This is a genomic window from Paenibacillus sp. J31TS4 (assembly GCF_018403265.1).
GTDB lineage: Bacteria > Bacillota > Bacilli > Paenibacillales > NBRC-103111 > J31TS4.
Window position 1 is genome coordinate 229,731 of sequence record NZ_BOSI01000002.1, and the last position, 16,388, is coordinate 246,118.

The following is a 16,388-nucleotide window of genomic DNA, read 5'->3' on the forward strand; positions in this document are numbered from 1 at the left end:
CCAAAAAAGAAGGAAGGCTTCCCGGGAGGAAGCCTTCCTTCTTTTTTGGTTGGGTTCGCTTAAGGCTTGCGCGCAGCCGCAAGCGCGTGGCCGGGCTGCAGCGGCGAAGTCGTTACTTCGCTGCTCCGTCCGAGGCACCCGGCGCCGTGCCCGGTGAGTTAAGCCCGCCCGGCTTGGCGCTTGGCGCCGTATGCGTTGGCGGAGCCGTCTGCGCGGGCGGCGCCGTTGCCGGCGGCGGTGTAGCGGCCGGAGGCGTGGCCGGAGTGGCAGGAGGCGTCGCGGCAGGAGGCTTGGCGGTCGCTTCCGGCGTCGGAGCGGTCGTACCGCCGGCCTCCGGGCTGCCCGTAGGCTTGGTGCCCGGCTGCTTGCTCGCCGGTGGATCCGCCAGCGGTGCCTTGGTCGACCCGGGCGCTTGCGAGTGGGTCGGCGCGGCCGAATCCTTCGGCTTGGCGGTCGCTTCAGGCTGGGTCGACGGCTTGACGGTCGGCGTCGTGGACGGTTTGGCCGTGGCGCTCTGCTGCCCCTTATTCTTCAGCTCGGCCTGGTACTCGGGATGCGTGGCCGCGCCGCCGGGATCGATCTTGGTCAAGCCTTCCCACACGTTGTAAGGCTTGTAGGTGTTCGCGTCGTCGAAGACGAGGAACGCCGACGGCAGCCTGCGCTCGCCGTAGCGGCTGGACGGCTTCGTGATGAGCTCGCCGTTGTAAACCATCTCGGACGAAGCGCCGCCGTCCAGGAAGCCGGCGTTGACGCATCCTTCCTCGAGCAGCAGATCCTGCACCTCGCGGAGCGTCGCTCCGATCGAATGCGTCTGGCGTCCGTCGATGACGATGAAGATGACGGTCCCGTCCGCTTTTTGGCCGATCGCCGTCCGCGGCGCACGGCCCTGTCCGCCGTCGCCCTCGGTGATGAGCGGCTTGCCGTTCGCAATGACGCGAGGGTAGAAGAAGACCCCGTCCGAGATGTGCAGCTTAATCAGCTCATCGATGCTGTATTTCCCGACGATCAGCTGGCCTTCCTTGGTGAAGCCGACCGTATGCTGCGGCACACTGCCGTCCTGGTCGGTGAAGATGAGCTCACCTCCGGAGAAGATGAAGCCCATCGGGGCGAAGCCGTTCCCGAGGCCGTCCGGGTCGATGAAGCCGCCGCCGTTAATGCCGGCGACCGCTCCGGTCCGCTGGACCATCGAGGTGATGCGCTCGCCCTGTCCCTGCTCGGCGGGCGTGACGACTCGGATGGACTTAGGATCGTAAATGTACATCTTCTTGCCGACCCAGAACTTGCCGGAGATATCCTCTATTTTGACGATCTCATCGATGGATCGCTTGTGAACCTGTACCATGGCCAGGTCAAGCTTCTCCTCTCCCATCTCCTCGGTGCGCTGAAGCATGGCGGCGACCATCCGGTCTCGTTCCTCGGCGCCGACGAACATCCATGCCCAGTCTCTATGCTGTGTAATGATGACGGATTCCGCCAGCTTCTCTCGGATGGCAGTTCCGGGAGGGGTGAAAAAAAGGAAGCTTGAGCTCAAACATATTAGGCCCGACACTCCGAGAAAGCTCTTCTTCCACCAGCTCCAGCTGCGGAGCGAGGCGGGGGAGGTCAGCGGCTTAGGCAAGCCTGTGTTCAATCTATCGACTCTCCTACTGTCAAAATCTTCTATACAGCCAACAGCATACCACAATTTTTTTGGGTTTTATATTGTTTTTTTGTTACACTACAGGGGAATTGCAAAGGAGAGACGTTAAGAATGGGCAAATACAATTTCGCGGGTCTTCCGTTCGAGCTCATCGTCCTGATGGGCTTGTTCGGACTCGCGCTGCTGTGGCTTGTTTATACAGGGAGCAAGAGGAGTTGAACGGCGTGCGCAAAGGGGAATGGTGGGAGCTTCCGCTTGCGGGGCTGCCCGAGACGCGGCCGAATAACTCCCGCGGCGCGGCCACACAGGAGGAGGAGCCGGGTCTTATGTCCCCGCGGCAGGACGCGGACAGCACCGCTGCGGGAAGCGCTGTTCCGGAGGCGGCGGAGCGGGTAGGGCTGCTGGCCGGGCGCCTGGGTCTCCCGGAGGGCTGGGTGCGGAAGCTTGCCGCCGGCGGAGGCATCGTGACGGCGGGCGGCAAGGTCCGGCTCCGGCTGTTCCCGGAGGAGGCACCCTCGGACCGGTTCGTTCCGGAATGGCGGGAGCTGGACGTGCTGTACGAGGATGACTTCTGCCTCGTCGTGAACAAGCCGGCCGGCCTCGCGGTCCATCCGACCGAGCCGGGAGGAGGCGGCACGCTGGCCAACGCGGTCGCGGCATATTACGAGAGCACCGGACAGGCCTGCCGCGTCCGGCACATCCACCGGCTCGACGAAGACACGACCGGTCCGGTCCTGTACGCCAAGAACGACTGGGCACAAGCGGCGCTCGACGAGGCGATGCGCGAGAAGCGGGTGGACCGCCGGTATGCCGCTCTCGTGCAGGGTGTGGTGCGAGCCGGCCGCGGTACGATAGACGCACAGATCGGACGCGACCGTCACCATGCCAAGCGGCGGCGCGTCAGCCCAGGCGGCCAGCGGGCGGTCACCCGCTTCGAGACGGCGGAGCGCTGGGCGGATGCGTCGCTGCTGCGGCTGCGCCTAGAGACCGGGCGAACGCACCAGATTCGCGTCCACCTGCAGCATCTCGGCCACCCGATCCTCGGGGACCGGCTGTATGGCGGGCGGACGGTGCCCGGGCTCACCCGGCAGGCGCTGCACGGCGAGTCGCTCCGCTTCCCTCACCCGTTCACCGGAGAGCCGGTGACGGTGGAAGCGCCCTGGCCCGCCGACATGACCGCGCTGCACGAACGGCTGCGCCATCGGTAGCGGTAGTCTCTTCCGCCCAAACGGCCGGGCTGCCGCTTGAGCGGCTTGCCGATCGGAGGTGTTCCGCTCCGTGCTGTCCGGAACTGCATGCAGGGCCAGCAGATGCGCGGTGCTATTCGCCGCCGCCCGATTGAGGGGCAGCTAGAAGTCCTTGCTTGCACGGTACCCCCATTAGAAGCCGGCCGATTCTTCGGCCGGCTTTTTTCCGTGCGCATCGGGTTGCCATATGGGCGCGTCCCGGCATGGCCTCTACCTAGCCATATGGCTGCCGTGCGAGCCTCCTGGGACCCCCTCTATCTACCCGCGAACCCGCTGCTGCTCCTTCTCAGCCTCTCTTAGTAGCTCTCGCATGACCCTTTCGCGTCGGACCGTCTGCCGCCGGCAAGCGAGCCCCAACCTGACGGAGAGTCGCTTGCGCGCCCGGACGCAAGAGGGCCGAGCCAAAAATGTTGGCATGCTCTCCGAACGCCCCCCATATACTGGAGTGAGCAAGAACGCGAGGATTCAGGAAGGGAGGAGTTCAAGTGACCGAGCATCAAACCGGGCTGCGGTTCGATATTTATGAACGGATCCACCTGGCGGAGAGTTTGGCCGGCATCCGGGAATTGGACGAGTTGGAGCTGGTCCCCCAAATTCAGGTGCTGCAGGATAACGAACAGGTCATTCTTCGGGGCAACTTATGGCTGACCGGCAAGTACTCCGCGGAAAGCGGGGAGGAAAACCAGACGATGGAGCATTTTATTCCAGTGGAGATTACGCTTCCGCTGAATCGGGTTCAGCGGCTTGAGGATCTCGCGGTGGAGATCGAAGCGTTCGATGTGGATCTCTTGTCCGCCCGCAGCCTGAATATTACGGGCGTGCTGTCGCTGCATGGAATGGGGCCGATTACGGCGGAAGCGGACAATCCGCTTGAGGAGGAATTTTTTGTCGCTTACGAGGCGGAATCCAGCCCCCCTAGCGAGCCGGCGGCCCGGGATCAGCTGGAAGCGAGCTTCAATGAACTAAAGGAGACGCTGCCGGGTCCTTTCGCAGAGGCGATCGAGGAGGAGGCGGAGTCGGTGTCGGCTCAGGCGGAAGAGCAGGAGCCTGAGGAGGAGGCGCTTCCGGTGCAGGCCGATGCGGATGCGGAAGCCGTCGATGCGGACGAGGAAGCGGCCGCGATCCCGGTCTTTGCCGAAGCCGAGGAGACCCAGAAGCCGGAGATGAAGATTGCGTTCGGCAAGGCTCCATCGGAGCAGGGCGGATCGGTACCGGGATACGTCTCCTTCTTCAAAAACCTCGTCCATGCCCCCGAGCCCAAAAGCTACGAGCCGGAAGAGCCCGAGCTAAGGGAAAACGCATCCCGGGAGCGCAGCGAAGGCATTGAGTGGCGGAGGCTTCTGGGCGAAGATTCCCCTAGCGATACGGGCTTCAAGCGAATGCGGATGTGTATCGTGCAGAAGGAAGAAACGCTCGATACAATCGCGGAGAAGTATAAGATCAACCCCCGGGAGATTGCTCTTTATAACCGGCTGTCGGGGCAGGAAGTGTCCGAGGGACAGGTTATTTACATTCCATGAAGGCGGGAAGAGAGCAGGGAGCCGAGGGAGGCGCCCATCCCCATTCAGGCCAATCAGGGTTACCTGGTTGGCCTGTTTCCTCGGTACGGCGGTCAAGTACACAAGCTTTGTTTCTTATGGAAGCAGTGCGTCAGCTCAAACAAAAAGGCCCAGCGTCTGCCCGGAAGAGCGGGACGGCTGGGCTTCTCGTTTTCCCGCGGCTGCGACCTAGACCCGGATAAAGCGTTGCGCACGAACCTATGCCTTGGTAGGGACAAGCACCGTACACGCGAAACCTGTACCGTTCCTGGACAAGCACCGAGAAACCTGGACCGTTCCTGAACTAGCACCGCGCTGCACTATTCCCGAATCAGTAACGCGCACTCAAGGCCAATAGGGATACTCGGTATCATCGATGCGCTCGAACATCGCCTCGCAAGCGCCAGCAAGAGATAACCTGGACCAAGGCGGACTTCCCTACGGGCTAACTTGTGCCGCTCCCCAAACAAGCGTCGAAGCGGCCGCCGGAGGCCCCGGCTTGCCGCCTGCGGCCGCCTATCCGTGTCTGCCCGCGGCCGCCCTCCTCCGATGTCCGCCCCTCTTACATGCCGCTTTCAATAAATGTCGAACAGAAAGCCCAGATAGGCGAGAAAGAATAGAAACAGGAGAAACACATCCAGCGGGTTCGGCAGAATGAGGGTGCGTGCGAACTGGATGCAGATTAACGGGAACAGGATATTACGGACGGTAAACCGGTATTTCCACCACCACTTCTGCATTGCGCGTGACTCCTTTCCGGCTTATATATGCACTTTATGACCGGGACAAGCAGCGTTATGCGTACGACCCTGGATTTCGTCCTGTTCGGTCAGGGTCCGCCTCTTTTCTCTCCTCCTTCCTTTTTTACTCCCGTTTCTTTTCCCTCATTCACTAAGGGGCTCCCGCACAGAGATGGTTCCCTTAAAGGAGGGCGTCTTCCATTGCGATGCCGCTCCCGCAAAGGGGCGTCCCTCATCGTAGATCACAGGGGCATTCCCCTGATGCCGTTCCCAAGTAGGAGGCTCCTGCTTTCCCGGCTTTTCCTATTTGCTCCTGCAGTCGGATATCCGGGCCCGTCCAGGCCCTTTCTCCGCTCTTCTCCCGTCCCGGTTGACTCTGTCTGCGAATATGGGTATCATAAAAGAATCAACCTACTGCCACACAAAGACGTGGAAAGGGAGGAGTAGGCAGCCAACCCTTCAGAGAGTGGAGCCGTTACGCTGAGAGGTTCCGCAGGATGTAATTGCCGAAGTCGCCCTGGAGTCGCGAGCCCTGTCGCCGCATGCCGCTGGCATCCGACCGATGGCGGGCCGCCGGCCGCAGCCGTTATCCTGCCCCGAGTGTCGCCGCGCCCGAGCGCGCAGCGAAATAAAGGTGGTACCACGGAAGCTGAACCTTTCGTCCTTTGTGGACGGGAGGTTTTTTTATTTTGATGGCTGAACCTTACAGGAGGATGAACGAGTATGAGTGAAACGAATCCGAATACGCCGCTGGCCGAGACGAACGAAGGACGTCCGACCACGTCGATGCCGACGACCTACGATCCGAAGGAAGCGGAGAAAAAGTGGTACGACTATTGGCTGCAGGGGAACTACTTCCAGGCGGGGAACCGTCCCGAAGCCGAGCCCTACACCATCGTTATTCCGCCGCCCAACGTGACGGGCATGCTGCACCTGGGCCACGCGCTCGACAATACGCTTCAGGACATTCTCATCCGGACCAAGCGGATGCAGGGCTACGACGCGCTGTGGCTGCCGGGCTCCGACCATGCCGGTATCGCGACCCAGACGAGAGTGGAGCAGAAGCTCCGCGAGCAGGGAGTGACCCGATACGATCTCGGCCGCGAGGCGTTCCTCGAGCAGGTTTGGGAGTGGAAAGAGCTGTACGCGAACCGGATCCGCGAGCAGTGGGCCAAGCTTGGGCTCTCGCTTGACTATTCCCGCGAGCGGTTCACCCTCGACGAGGGGTTATCGGCCGCGGTGCGCGAAGTGTTCGTCAAGCTCTACGAGAAAGGGCTTATTTACCGCGGCAAATATATCATCAACTGGGACCCGGCCGCCCGCACCGCGCTATCGGACATCGAGGTCGAATATAAGGAAGTGCAGGGCAACCTGTACCATCTCGTCTATCCGCTTAAGGACGGCAGCGGCTCCATCACAGTCGCGACGACCCGTCCGGAGACGATGCTCGGCGATACGGCGGTAGCGGTGCATCCGAAGGATGAGCGCTATCAGGATATGATCGGCAAAATGCTGGTCCTCCCGATCACCGGCCGCGAGATTCCGGTCATTGCCGACGAATACGTCGAGAAAGAGTTCGGGACGGGTGCGGTCAAGATCACGCCGGCGCACGATCCGAACGATTTCGAGGTGGGCCGCCGCCACGACCTGCCGCAGATTCTCGTCATGGACGAATCCGGCACGATGAATGAGAACGCCGGCAAGTACCAGGGGCTCGACCGGTTCGAGTGCCGGAAGCAGCTCGTCGCGGACCTCAAGGAAGCGGGCGTGCTCGCGAAGATCGAGGAGCATGTGCACCAGGTCGGCCACAGCGAGCGGAGCGGCGCGGTCGTCGAGCCGTACCTGTCCACGCAATGGTTCGTCAAGATGCAGCCGCTCGCAGAGCGAGCCGTCGCCGATCAGAAGGCGGGCAATGGCGTTCACTTCGTGCCGGAGCGCTTCGAGAGAACGTATCTGCACTGGATGGAGAATGTGCGCGACTGGTGCATTTCCCGGCAGCTGTGGTGGGGACACCGGATTCCGGCTTGGTATTGCGAAAGCTGCGGAGAGGTGCATGTCCATCACGAGGCGCCCGAAGCGTGCGACAAATGCGGCAGTGCCAGCCTGAGGCAGGACGAGGACGTGCTCGACACCTGGTTCAGCTCGGCCCTCTGGCCGTTCTCGACGCTCGGCTGGCCGGAGGAGACGGCCGATCTCAAACGGTACTACCCGACCAGCGTTCTCGTGACCGGCTATGACATCATTCCGTTCTGGGTTTCCCGGATGATCTTCACCGGCCTGGAATTTACGGATCAGATGCCGTTCCGCGATACGCTCATCCACGGGCTCATCCGCGACGCCGAGGGACGCAAGATGTCCAAGTCGCTCGGCAACGGGGTCGATCCGCTCGAGGTCATCGAGAAGTACGGCGCCGACGCGATGCGTTATATGCTCTCGACAAGCAGCACGCCGGGACAGGATCTGCGCTTCCGTTGGGAGAGGGTCGAACAGGCGCGCAATTTTGCGAACAAGATCTGGAATGCGTCGCGCTTCGCCCTGATGAACCTCGAAGGCTTCCAGGCGTCCGACATCGACCTGAGCGGAAACCTGGGCACCGCCGACAAGTGGATTCTCCACCGGCTGAACGAGACCGTCCGCGATGTCACGCGGCTCATTGACCAGTACGAGTTCGGCGAGACGGGCCGCGTGCTGTACAACTTCATCTGGGATGATCTGTGCGACTGGTACATCGAGTTCAGCAAGCTGTCGCTCTACGGAGACGACGAGGCTGCGAAGAAGAGCACGCGCTCGGTGCTTGCCTACGTGCTGGACCGCACGCAGCGGCTGCTGCATCCGTTCATGCCGTTCCTCACCGAGGAAATCTGGCAGCATCTTCCGCACGAGGGCGAGACAATCACGCTGGCGTCCTGGCCGCAGGCGGAAGCCCGCTTCGAAGCGCCCGAGGCGGTCCGCGAGATGGAGCTTCTGATGGAGACGATCCGCTCCGTGCGCAACATCCGCGCCGAGGTGAACGTGCCGATGAGCAAGAAGATCGAGCTGCTCATTCGCCCGGCGGACGCCGAAGCCGACGCCATCCTGAAGCGCAATGAAGATTACGTCCGCCGCTTCTGCAATACGTCGACGCTCGTCATTGAGACGGGCCTGCCGACGCCGGAGAAGGCGATGACCGCACTTGTGACCGGGGCCGAGCTGTTCCTGCCGCTTGCCGGCCTGATCGACATCGCCCAGGAGATCGCCCGCCTGGAGAAGGAGCTCAAGACGCTGCACGGCGAGGTCGAGCGGATCGAGAAGAAGCTCGCCAACGAAGGGTTCGTGGCCAAGGCGCCAGCCAAGGTCATCGACGAGGAGAAGGCGAAGCTCGCCGATTATGCCGACAAGCGCGACAAGGTCATCGCACGGATTCAGGAGCTCAAGGACAACGGCTGACCGGCCGTATTTGAACCTGGGGATTGTTTGCTCCCCGGGGGGGGAGGCCGGCCAGGCCGACGGAGAGGGAATTAGCCGGAGAGCATGCGGCCTTAGGACCGCCTCCGGCTTTTCCTGATAGACCGGCTGCCGGCTGGGAAAAGTAGCCATAGACGGACCGGAGCGGCCAGGCCGTGTCCGGAAGAAGTGAAGATCGAAGCCCCCGCACAATGGGATAGTCCTGCCCGAACGGGCGGATGTTGACCGCGAGTCGGACAGGCCCGGAGCGGGGAGTGCATGCAAAGGGATGAGAACGATGAACGAAGAGAACCAACAGACGCAGGATGCGTTCTCCAGCTACGAGGAGGCGGTTGAATGGATTACCGGCCTTGTGCCGGTCGGCATCCGTCCGGGCCTGAAGCGCATGGAGACCATGATGGAGATGCTGGGCCATCCGGAGAGAAGGCTGCGCTTCATCCATGTCGGCGGTACCAACGGCAAGGGATCCACGTGCGCTTACCTGACCAAGGTGCTCGTGCGTGCGGGCTATGACGTAGGGACGTTCACCTCCCCGTATCTGGAGAGGTTCACGAGCCGGCTCCGGTACAATGAGAAGGATATCCCGGACGAGGATCTGCTGCGCATGGCGAACCGGGTCAAACCGATCGCCGATGAGCTGGCGCAGACCGAGCTCGGGCATCCGACGATGTTTGAGGTAACGACCGCCGTCGCTCTCCTTTACTACGGAACCGTCACCTATCCGGATTACGTCGTCTGGGAGGTCGGCCTCGGCGGCCGGCTCGACTCGACGAATATCGTCGCTCCGGTCGTCTCGGTCATTACGAATGTCGGACACGATCATATGGATGTGCTGGGAGATACGATCGAGAAGGTCGCCTTTGAGAAGGCCGGTATCATCAAGCCGGGCGTCGCGGTCGTCTCTGCGGTGGAGCAGCCCGAGGCGGTCGAGGTGCTGGAGCAGGCGTGCCGCGAGCGCAAATGCTCGCTCTACCTGCTGGACCGGGAATTCCGCTTCGAGGCGGTTTCCTCGGAGCTGAATCGGCAGGAGTTCGATTTTGAAAGCCCGTTTCGGCGGATCGAGGGTCTCGCCATTTCGATGAACGGGTACCACCAGTACAAGAACGCGGCTGTCGCCGTCATGGTGCTGGAGGTGCTTCGTCAATACTACGCGCTGCTCGTCGAGGACGAGGATCTGAATGCGGCGCTCTATGAGACGCAGTGGCCGGGACGGCTCGAGATGATCGGAGAGAACCCGCGCATTCTAATCGACGGGGCTCATAATCCGGAAGGGGCGGAGATGCTCGCCGACGCGATCGGGACGACGTATCCGCACGACAAGGTCCATCTCATGATGGGCATGCTGGCGACCAAGGAGCATTCGGGTTATTTGAAGCATATACTGGCGGTAGTCGACACCCTCGTCATCACCGAGCCCGATTTTCGCAAGAAGATGGACGCGGAGAAGCTTGCCGAGCTGGCGCGCAGCATGGCGGAGGAGGCAAACCGGCAGATCGAGATCGTCGTGGAGCCCGATTGGAAGCAGGCGCTGGCGCGGCTCAAAGCGCAGACGGGTCCGGACGATCTAGCCGTCGTCTCCGGTACGCTGTACCTGATTTCCGATGTCCGCTCATGGGTTATCAATCGAACCGATTCTGAAAAAGGTTGGTGAGCAGCTCTTGAATACGGCGGAACGCGTTCATTTTATCGGAATCGGCGGGTATGGCATGAGCGCTATCGCGAAGGTCATGCTCGAGATGGGGTACCGAGTGTCGGGGTCCGACCTGGCCCGGCAGGAGCTGACCGAGAAGCTGGCGGCCAAGGGTGCAGAGGTTTTCATCGGTCATGAGGCCGACCAGGTGCGCGGGGCGGATCTGGTCGTCTACTCGACGGCGCTTAGCAAGGACAACGTGGAGATGAAGCAGGCCGAGCAGCTGGGCATCCCGATTCTGCACCGGGCCCAGATGCTGGCGCGGCTCATGAACGAGCGCAGAGGAGTCGCGGTTGCCGGGGCGCACGGCAAGACGACGACCTCCTCCATGATCGCGCTGGTGATGGAGAAGTGCGGGCAGGACCCGACCTACATTATCGGCGGCGAGATTATGAATCTCGGGAATAACGCCAAAGCGGGCAAGGGCGAGTACGTGGTAGCGGAGGCCGACGAGAGCGACGGCTCCTTCCTCCAGTACCATCCGCATCTGGCCATTGTCAATAATATAGAAGCGGACCATCTGGAGAATTATGAGGGAGACTTCGGCAAGCTGAAAGAGGCGTATGCCCAGTTCCTCAGCCAGGTGAGGGAGGGCGGCAAGGCCGTCATCTGTCTGGATGACGACAATCTGCGCGAGCTTCGTCCGCATATCCGCAGCGAGGTGATCACCTTCGGCCTGACGCCGGAGGCGGATTACTGCGCAACCGCTATCCGGCTGGGGGATCGGACGGTTTCGTTCGACGTTCAGCGCGGTGGCGAGCCGCTCGGCACGATGACTCTGTCTGTTCCGGGCAAGCACAACGTCTACAATGCGCTGGCGACGCTGGTCGCCTGCATGGAGGCGGGTCTCTCGTTCGGCGAGGTCTCTGAGGCGATTCGGGAGTTCCGCGGGGCGAAGCGGCGGTTTCAGGTGCTGGGCGACGTCGAGGACATTCTCGTCATCGATGATTACGCCCATCATCCGACTGAGATCGAGGCGACGATCAGCGCCGCCAAGGCGACCGGCAAACGGATCGTGGCGGTGTTCCAGCCGCAGCGGTACACACGGACGTTCTTCCTGTTCGAACAATTCAGCCGCGCCTTCGCCGGGGCGGATGAAGTCATCATCACCGATATTTACAGTCCGGCCGGCGAAGCGCAGATCGAGGGCGTCTCGTCCGAGCGGCTCGTGGAGCTCATCCGCAAGAATAGCAACCCGCGTGTCCGCTACGTGCCGACCAAGGAACAGGTCCAGGAGGAGCTGACCGGCAGTGTGAAGCCGGGCGATCTCGTCCTCACGATGGGGGCAGGAGATATCTGGAAGACCGCCGCCGGGCTTGTCGAGCAGCTCAAGCGGCGGCAGGCGTAATGGGGCAGCCATTGATGCGGTACGCATACGGCGGTACGGCTCCTGCGGAGGTACCGCTCTTCACGGGGCGGAAAGCGGGAGGAAGCGGGGCGGCATCCGGCTGTTAGAGACGTGACCGCCGACCCGTTTGCCGGGTACTGGCTGCCGGCCTCCACCGCGGAGGGACAGCTGCGTTCCGGAGGGCGTTTGTCTTCCTTTTGAACGGGTCCTGACTAACCTTGGCGTTCTTCTTCGGAAGAGCGCCGAGGTTTTTTTGCGGACAAGGGGTCTACTTTCCTCCGCTCCTTCATACAGTGGTAATAACCATGTGGACAAGGGGCGAAGAAGATGAACAAAGTACGCATTACCTACCGGCTGAGCCAGGAGCGGCAGACGCCGCAGGCAGTTCACGGACGCGACGCTTCGGAACACCCTTCCTATACAAAAGCGAACCAGCCTCAAGCTGGCCCTCGTGCCACGGAGGGAGAATGGATGCCGATGGGCGACGCGCCCGAGCCGTCCAAAATCATTCCTTTGCGGCGGGACGAGTTCCAGATCGTCGATCAGCCCGCCGAGGATTGGGGGACGCCGGACGGCTACGGCGGCTGGTCCGCGGCGTTCGATGCCGAGACCGAGCGGATCGAGCGGCTGATTCGGGGCTCCGGAGGGAGAACCCGGAGCCGGTCTCCCGAAGAAGGGGAGCACGAGAGGTTCCAGCCGAACGGAGAGACCGGTTACTATCCGAACGGTCCCGATACGGCGTGGGGCGACCTCTACGAGCCGTCGTCGGGCTATGTCCGGCATACGAAGACGCCATGGCTCAAGGTTTCCGCCTCCGTAGCGGGTGCCGTGGTGACGGGAGTGCTGCTTGGCTTTTTCGTTCTCTCCTGGTTCGACGGCCGCACCGAGCCTGCCCCGTCTCCCAGCACGCAGGCCGGGGAGAACGCCGCGGCCGTGACCGGCAAAGAGCCGGCCGCGGGCAAGGATGTCGCGGCGGGCGCCAAGACAGCCGATCCTCAGGCGTCCGCCGGCGCGGGTGCCCAGCAGGCGGCAGGCACCTCCGCTTCCGGCGGGACGGCGGCCGCAGCGTCGATTCCGGCTAGGACGTATTCGGTTCTGCAGAACGGCGGCTTCGCTAGCGCCCAAGGGGCCGAGACGGCCCAGGCGGAGCTGAAGAAGAAAGGCTACGCCTCCGCCACCGAGCAGGCCGAAAAGCACTATGTCTATGCCGGTGTGTTCACCAACCGGGACGAGGCGACGGCGCTCGGCAAGCAGCTTCAGGCCAAAAACGTCGAGATCTATGTGAAGACTTACTCGCTTCCGGCGCTGAGCCAGGTAGCTTGGACGGGCAAGACGGAAGGGCTGCAGACGTATTTGGCCCAGTCCGATTCCCTCGTCCAGATGATCAGCGGCATCACGGCGGTTCATCTCGAGGAGGCGAAGCCGACGCCGATCGGCGACGGCACCGTGGCGAGCCTCAAGACGTCCCACGAAGCATGGACGGCATCCGCGAACGCGGTGGCCCAGGCGGCGCCGGAGGGCGCGAAGCCGCTCGTGCAGCAAATGAATGCGGCGATGAACACGGCGAAGAAGTCGGTCGACGAATACAAGAAAAACCCGTCGGCCGCCATGATGTGGGAAGCGCAGAACGGCCTGATCCAATTCGTCGTGGCGGAGAGAGCGCTGCTGCAGAAGCTTGGCGGGACTCAGTAACTCTGCAGCAGTTGGCGCCCCTGGACACCGAGAGCTCATTCCGAATGCCAATTCGAATGCCGATCCAAGAGCGGACAGCCGCTCTTTTTTTTGCCCGATTCGGCGGGCTGGGAAGAAAGCAAGGGCAGGAAGCGCTTCCATACACCGGAATGAACCGCTTCGGTTCGACAGCGTTCCCGCCGGCAGGACAAACTTTCGCAGGTTCGTTGTATTGACTTCGGTTAACCCGTATAATATGGGTTAGGTTTCGCATTCTTTCCTAATAAGGAATGTCCCATTGATGAAAAAGAACAATTTGACCCTGATTTTGTTCGTCCTGATCGGGCTGCTTGCCGGCTCGATTCTGGGTGAATGGCTGGCGCCCGTGCAGGGCCTGTCCTTTCTGACAAAATCCGCGCAGCTGACTTGGCAGCCCAAGGCAGACCTTCAGATTATAGCCTATAACCTGGATATCCTAATAAAAGTAAACATGCTCAGCATCGCCGGCATTGCCGCGGCGATTTGGCTGTATCGCAAGCTGTAGCGCGGGAGTGCTTGGCGCCGACGGCTCAGCTGACCAACACAGGAGGGTACCGACTTGTCTTCTCAATCCGTTCCGCTCATTCTCGCATCCACCTCGCCGCGCAGGCGGGAGCTGCTCGGCTCCCTGGGCCTGGCCTTCGAGATCCGTCCGAGCCACGCCGACGAGAGCTTCGCGCCCGGGCTGGCCCCGGACCGCATCGTCCGGGAGCTCGCGGAGAAGAAAGCCCGCGCCGTGCTGGAGAGCATGACGGAGACGGAGCACGGGACGGTCGTCATCGGCTCCGACACGATCGTCGTGCTGGACGGCGAGGTGCTCGGCAAGCCGGCCGATCGGGCGGACGCCGCCCGCATGCTGGGCATGCTGGCCGGCCGTACGCACGAGGTATATACCGGCGTCGCCTGCCTCCAGGCGGGCACTGGGCTTTCCCGGATATTCTTTCGGCGGACGTTCGTCAAGATGAAGCCGTTCGGAGACGCGGTGATCGACCGATACATAGAGACCGGAGAACCGGGGGACAAGGCGGGCGCATATGCGATCCAGGGATTGGGCAGCACGCTCGTCGACTCGATCGAAGGCTGTTATTTTAACGTAGTCGGGCTTCCGCTCAGCCTGCTGGCTGAGCAGCTGGCCGATTTCGGCATCGAAGTCATTTGACCGGATGCTTTTTTGCACGGACCGACTCAAACGGAGCTCGGATTACGAACCCATTCTTCTAGGGTAGGAAAGAAGGTAGCGGATGGAGTCCATTTCGCCCAGCACCACCTTGCGCGAAATGCCCCTGGAGGAACGGCCGAGAGAGCGGATGCAGCAGGCGGGGGCCCAAGCACTCAGCAACGCTGAGCTGCTTGCGATCTTGCTTCGGACCGGCACGTACCAGGAATCGGCTGTCCTTCTCGCCCAGCGGCTGTTGAAGGAAGCGGGCTCCTTGCGCGGCCTTGTCGAGATGAGCCACGAGGAGTTGACCCGGATCAAGGGAATCGGCGCGGCCAAGGCGCTTCAGCTGAAGGCCGGCATCGAGCTCGGGAGACGTCTCGCCGCATCCTCCCCTGAGATGCGTTCTGTCATCCGCTCGCCGCACGACGTCTTTGCGCTGCTCGGAGAAGAGCTGCGCTACTTGCAAAAAGAACATTTTGTCTGTCTGTTTTTGAATACGAAGAATCAGGTTGTCGCCAGGGAGACGCTGTCCATGGGGAGCTTGAACGCTTCGATCGTCCATCCGCGCGAAGTGTTTCTGGCCGCTATCAAGAGGAGCAGCGCCTCCCTTATCTGCGTCCACAACCATCCAAGCGGCGATCCGTCGCCGAGCCCCGAGGATATCGACATTACCCGCAGACTGGCGGATGCCGGCAGCCTGCTCGGCATCGACGTTCTGGACCACGTCATCATTGGAGATGGAACGTATTACAGTTTGAAGGAAAACGGCTGTTTATAATATAATGGAAAAATGCAATTTGAGAAGCAGAGAGGGAGATTTTGCGATGTTTGGAACGAAGGACCTTGGAATCGATCTGGGTACGGCCAATACCCTTGTATATGTAAAAGGAAGAGGCATTGTCGTTAGAGAACCGTCCGTAGTCGCCATGCGGACCGATACGAAGACGATCGAAGCGGTAGGCGAAGCGGCCAAGAAGATGATCGGCCGCACGCCGGGCAATATCCGCGCCGTCCGCCCGATGAAAGACGGGGTCATTGCCGACTTCGAGACGACCGCCATTATGATCAAATATTTCATCCGCCAGGCGCAGAAGCAGCGCAGCCTGTTCCAGCGCCATCCGAGCGTGATGGTTTGCGTGCCGTCGGGCATTACCGCCGTGGAGAAGCGTGCCGTTGAGGACGCGTCCCGGCAGGCCGGCGCACGCGAAGCGTTCACGATCGAAGAGCCGTTCGCCGCTGCGATCGGCGCCGACCTGCCGGTGTGGGAGCCGACGGGCAGCATGGTTGTGGATATCGGCGGAGGCACGACGGAGGTGGCCGTCATCTCGCTCGGCGGCATCGTGACGAGCAAATCGATCCGGATCGCCGGAGACGATATGGACGAATCCATCACGCAGTACATCAAGCGGATGTACAACCTGATGATCGGGGAGCGCACCGCCGAGATGATGAAGATCGAGATCGGCTCCGCCATGCCGATGGAGAAGGTCGAGACGATCGAGATCCGCGGCCGCGACCTCGTGAGCGGACTGCCCAAGACGATGACAGTAACGTCCGACGAGATCGCCGAGGCGCTGTCCGACACGGTCACCAACATTGTAGACGCCGTGAAAATTACATTGGAGAAGTGCCCGCCGGAACTGGCCGCCGACATCATGGACCGCGGGATCGTACTGACCGGAGGCGGAGGACTGCTCCGCAACCTGGACAAGCTGCTGTCCCGCGAAACCGGCATGCCGGTTATGGTAGCCGAGAACCCGCTTGACTGCGTCGCCATCGGAACGGGCCGCGCGCTGGACAACATCCACCTGTTCAAAGCCAAATCGACCGCCGGAGGCAAATCCAGACGATAAAACAAGTAGAGCGGAAGGTG

12 protein-coding genes are annotated in these 16,388 nt (G+C 61.8%); 10 read left to right on the forward strand and 2 right to left on the reverse strand.

The window, feature by feature from the left end; genetic code table 11:
• Positions 1-112: 112 nt before the first annotated feature.
• On the reverse strand, positions 113-1,630 hold the full coding sequence (locus KJS47_RS11920) for a phosphodiester glycosidase family protein (protein ID WP_249716329.1): 1,518 nt from the start codon (positions 1,628-1,630) through the stop codon (positions 113-115).
• Between the two features lie 233 nt (positions 1,631-1,863).
• On the opposite strand from KJS47_RS11920, the gene KJS47_RS11925 reads away from it, so the two are divergent.
• Together KJS47_RS11925 and KJS47_RS11930 are read left to right on the forward strand one after the other, a co-directional pair.
• The gene (locus KJS47_RS11925) at positions 1,864-2,847 is read left to right on the forward strand and encodes an RluA family pseudouridine synthase (protein WP_249716330.1); all 984 of its coding nucleotides are present in this window, start codon (positions 1,864-1,866) and stop codon (positions 2,845-2,847) included.
• Positions 2,848-3,371: 524 nt separating this feature from the next.
• A complete protein-coding gene (locus KJS47_RS11930) occupies positions 3,372-4,406 on the forward strand; it encodes a LysM peptidoglycan-binding domain-containing protein (protein WP_213525276.1) in 1,035 nt (344 codons plus the stop codon).
• Between the two features lie 593 nt (positions 4,407-4,999).
• Here the strand turns inward: KJS47_RS11930 and KJS47_RS11935 are convergent.
• Complete coding sequence (locus KJS47_RS11935) at positions 5,000-5,164, reverse strand: hypothetical protein (RefSeq protein ID WP_213525277.1); 165 nt, start codon at positions 5,162-5,164, stop codon at positions 5,000-5,002.
• Between the two features lie 723 nt (positions 5,165-5,887).
• Between KJS47_RS11935 and KJS47_RS11940 the strand changes: the two genes are divergently transcribed.
• The 8 genes from KJS47_RS11940 (at position 5,888) to KJS47_RS11975 (ending at position 16,368) form a co-directional block, all read left to right on the forward strand.
• On the forward strand, positions 5,888-8,590 hold the full coding sequence (locus KJS47_RS11940; RefSeq protein WP_213525278.1) for a valine--tRNA ligase: 2,703 nt from the start codon (positions 5,888-5,890) through the stop codon (positions 8,588-8,590).
• Between the two features lie 286 nt (positions 8,591-8,876).
• Positions 8,877-10,259, forward strand: a complete 1,383-nt coding sequence (locus tag KJS47_RS11945) for a bifunctional folylpolyglutamate synthase/dihydrofolate synthase (protein WP_374707025.1) — start codon at positions 8,877-8,879, stop codon at positions 10,257-10,259.
• A gap of 7 nt (positions 10,260-10,266) precedes the next feature.
• Positions 10,267-11,646: a UDP-N-acetylmuramate--L-alanine ligase gene (gene murC / locus KJS47_RS11950; RefSeq protein WP_213525279.1), complete on the forward strand. Its 1,380-nt coding sequence runs from the start codon at positions 10,267-10,269 to the stop codon at positions 11,644-11,646.
• A gap of 327 nt (positions 11,647-11,973) precedes the next feature.
• A complete protein-coding gene (locus tag KJS47_RS11955; protein ID WP_213525280.1) occupies positions 11,974-13,338 on the forward strand; it encodes an SPOR domain-containing protein in 1,365 nt (454 codons plus the stop codon).
• Between the two features lie 280 nt (positions 13,339-13,618).
• Positions 13,619-13,861 carry a DUF4321 domain-containing protein gene (locus tag KJS47_RS11960; RefSeq protein ID WP_213525281.1) on the forward strand — a complete coding sequence of 81 codons (243 nt, stop codon included), beginning with the start codon at positions 13,619-13,621 and terminating at the stop codon, positions 13,859-13,861.
• 54 nt (positions 13,862-13,915) lie between these two features.
• Positions 13,916-14,515, forward strand: coding sequence for a Maf family protein (locus KJS47_RS11965; protein WP_213525282.1), 600 nt, complete (start codon positions 13,916-13,918; stop codon positions 14,513-14,515).
• 82 nt (positions 14,516-14,597) lie between these two features.
• Entirely contained in the window at positions 14,598-15,293 is a 696-nt protein-coding gene (gene radC, locus KJS47_RS11970; RefSeq protein WP_213525283.1) for a RadC family protein, read from the forward strand.
• A 46-nt stretch (positions 15,294-15,339) separates the two neighbouring features.
• The gene (locus KJS47_RS11975) at positions 15,340-16,368 is read left to right on the forward strand and encodes a rod shape-determining protein (RefSeq protein ID WP_213525284.1); all 1,029 of its coding nucleotides are present in this window, start codon (positions 15,340-15,342) and stop codon (positions 16,366-16,368) included.
• Positions 16,369-16,388 lie beyond the last annotated feature (20 nt).

What these genes read in the sequence shown, in the direction of transcription:
- KJS47_RS11935 (WP_213525277.1), bottom strand. Translation starts at nt 5,164, where the DNA reads ATGCAGAAGTGGTGGTGGAAATACCGGTTTACCGTCCGTAATATCCTG.
- KJS47_RS11940 (WP_213525278.1), top strand. Translation starts at nt 5,888, where the DNA reads ATGAGTGAAACGAATCCGAATACGCCGCTGGCCGAGACGAACGAAGGA.
- KJS47_RS11945 (WP_374707025.1), top strand. Translation starts at nt 8,877, where the DNA reads ATGAGAACGATGAACGAAGAGAACCAACAGACGCAGGATGCGTTCTCC.
- KJS47_RS11955 (WP_213525280.1), top strand. Translation starts at nt 11,974, where the DNA reads ATGAACAAAGTACGCATTACCTACCGGCTGAGCCAGGAGCGGCAGACG.
- KJS47_RS11960 (WP_213525281.1), top strand. Translation starts at nt 13,619, where the DNA reads ATGAAAAAGAACAATTTGACCCTGATTTTGTTCGTCCTGATCGGGCTG.
- radC (WP_213525283.1), top strand. Translation starts at nt 14,598, where the DNA reads ATGGAGTCCATTTCGCCCAGCACCACCTTGCGCGAAATGCCCCTGGAG.
- KJS47_RS11975 (WP_213525284.1), top strand. Translation starts at nt 15,340, where the DNA reads ATGTTTGGAACGAAGGACCTTGGAATCGATCTGGGTACGGCCAATACC.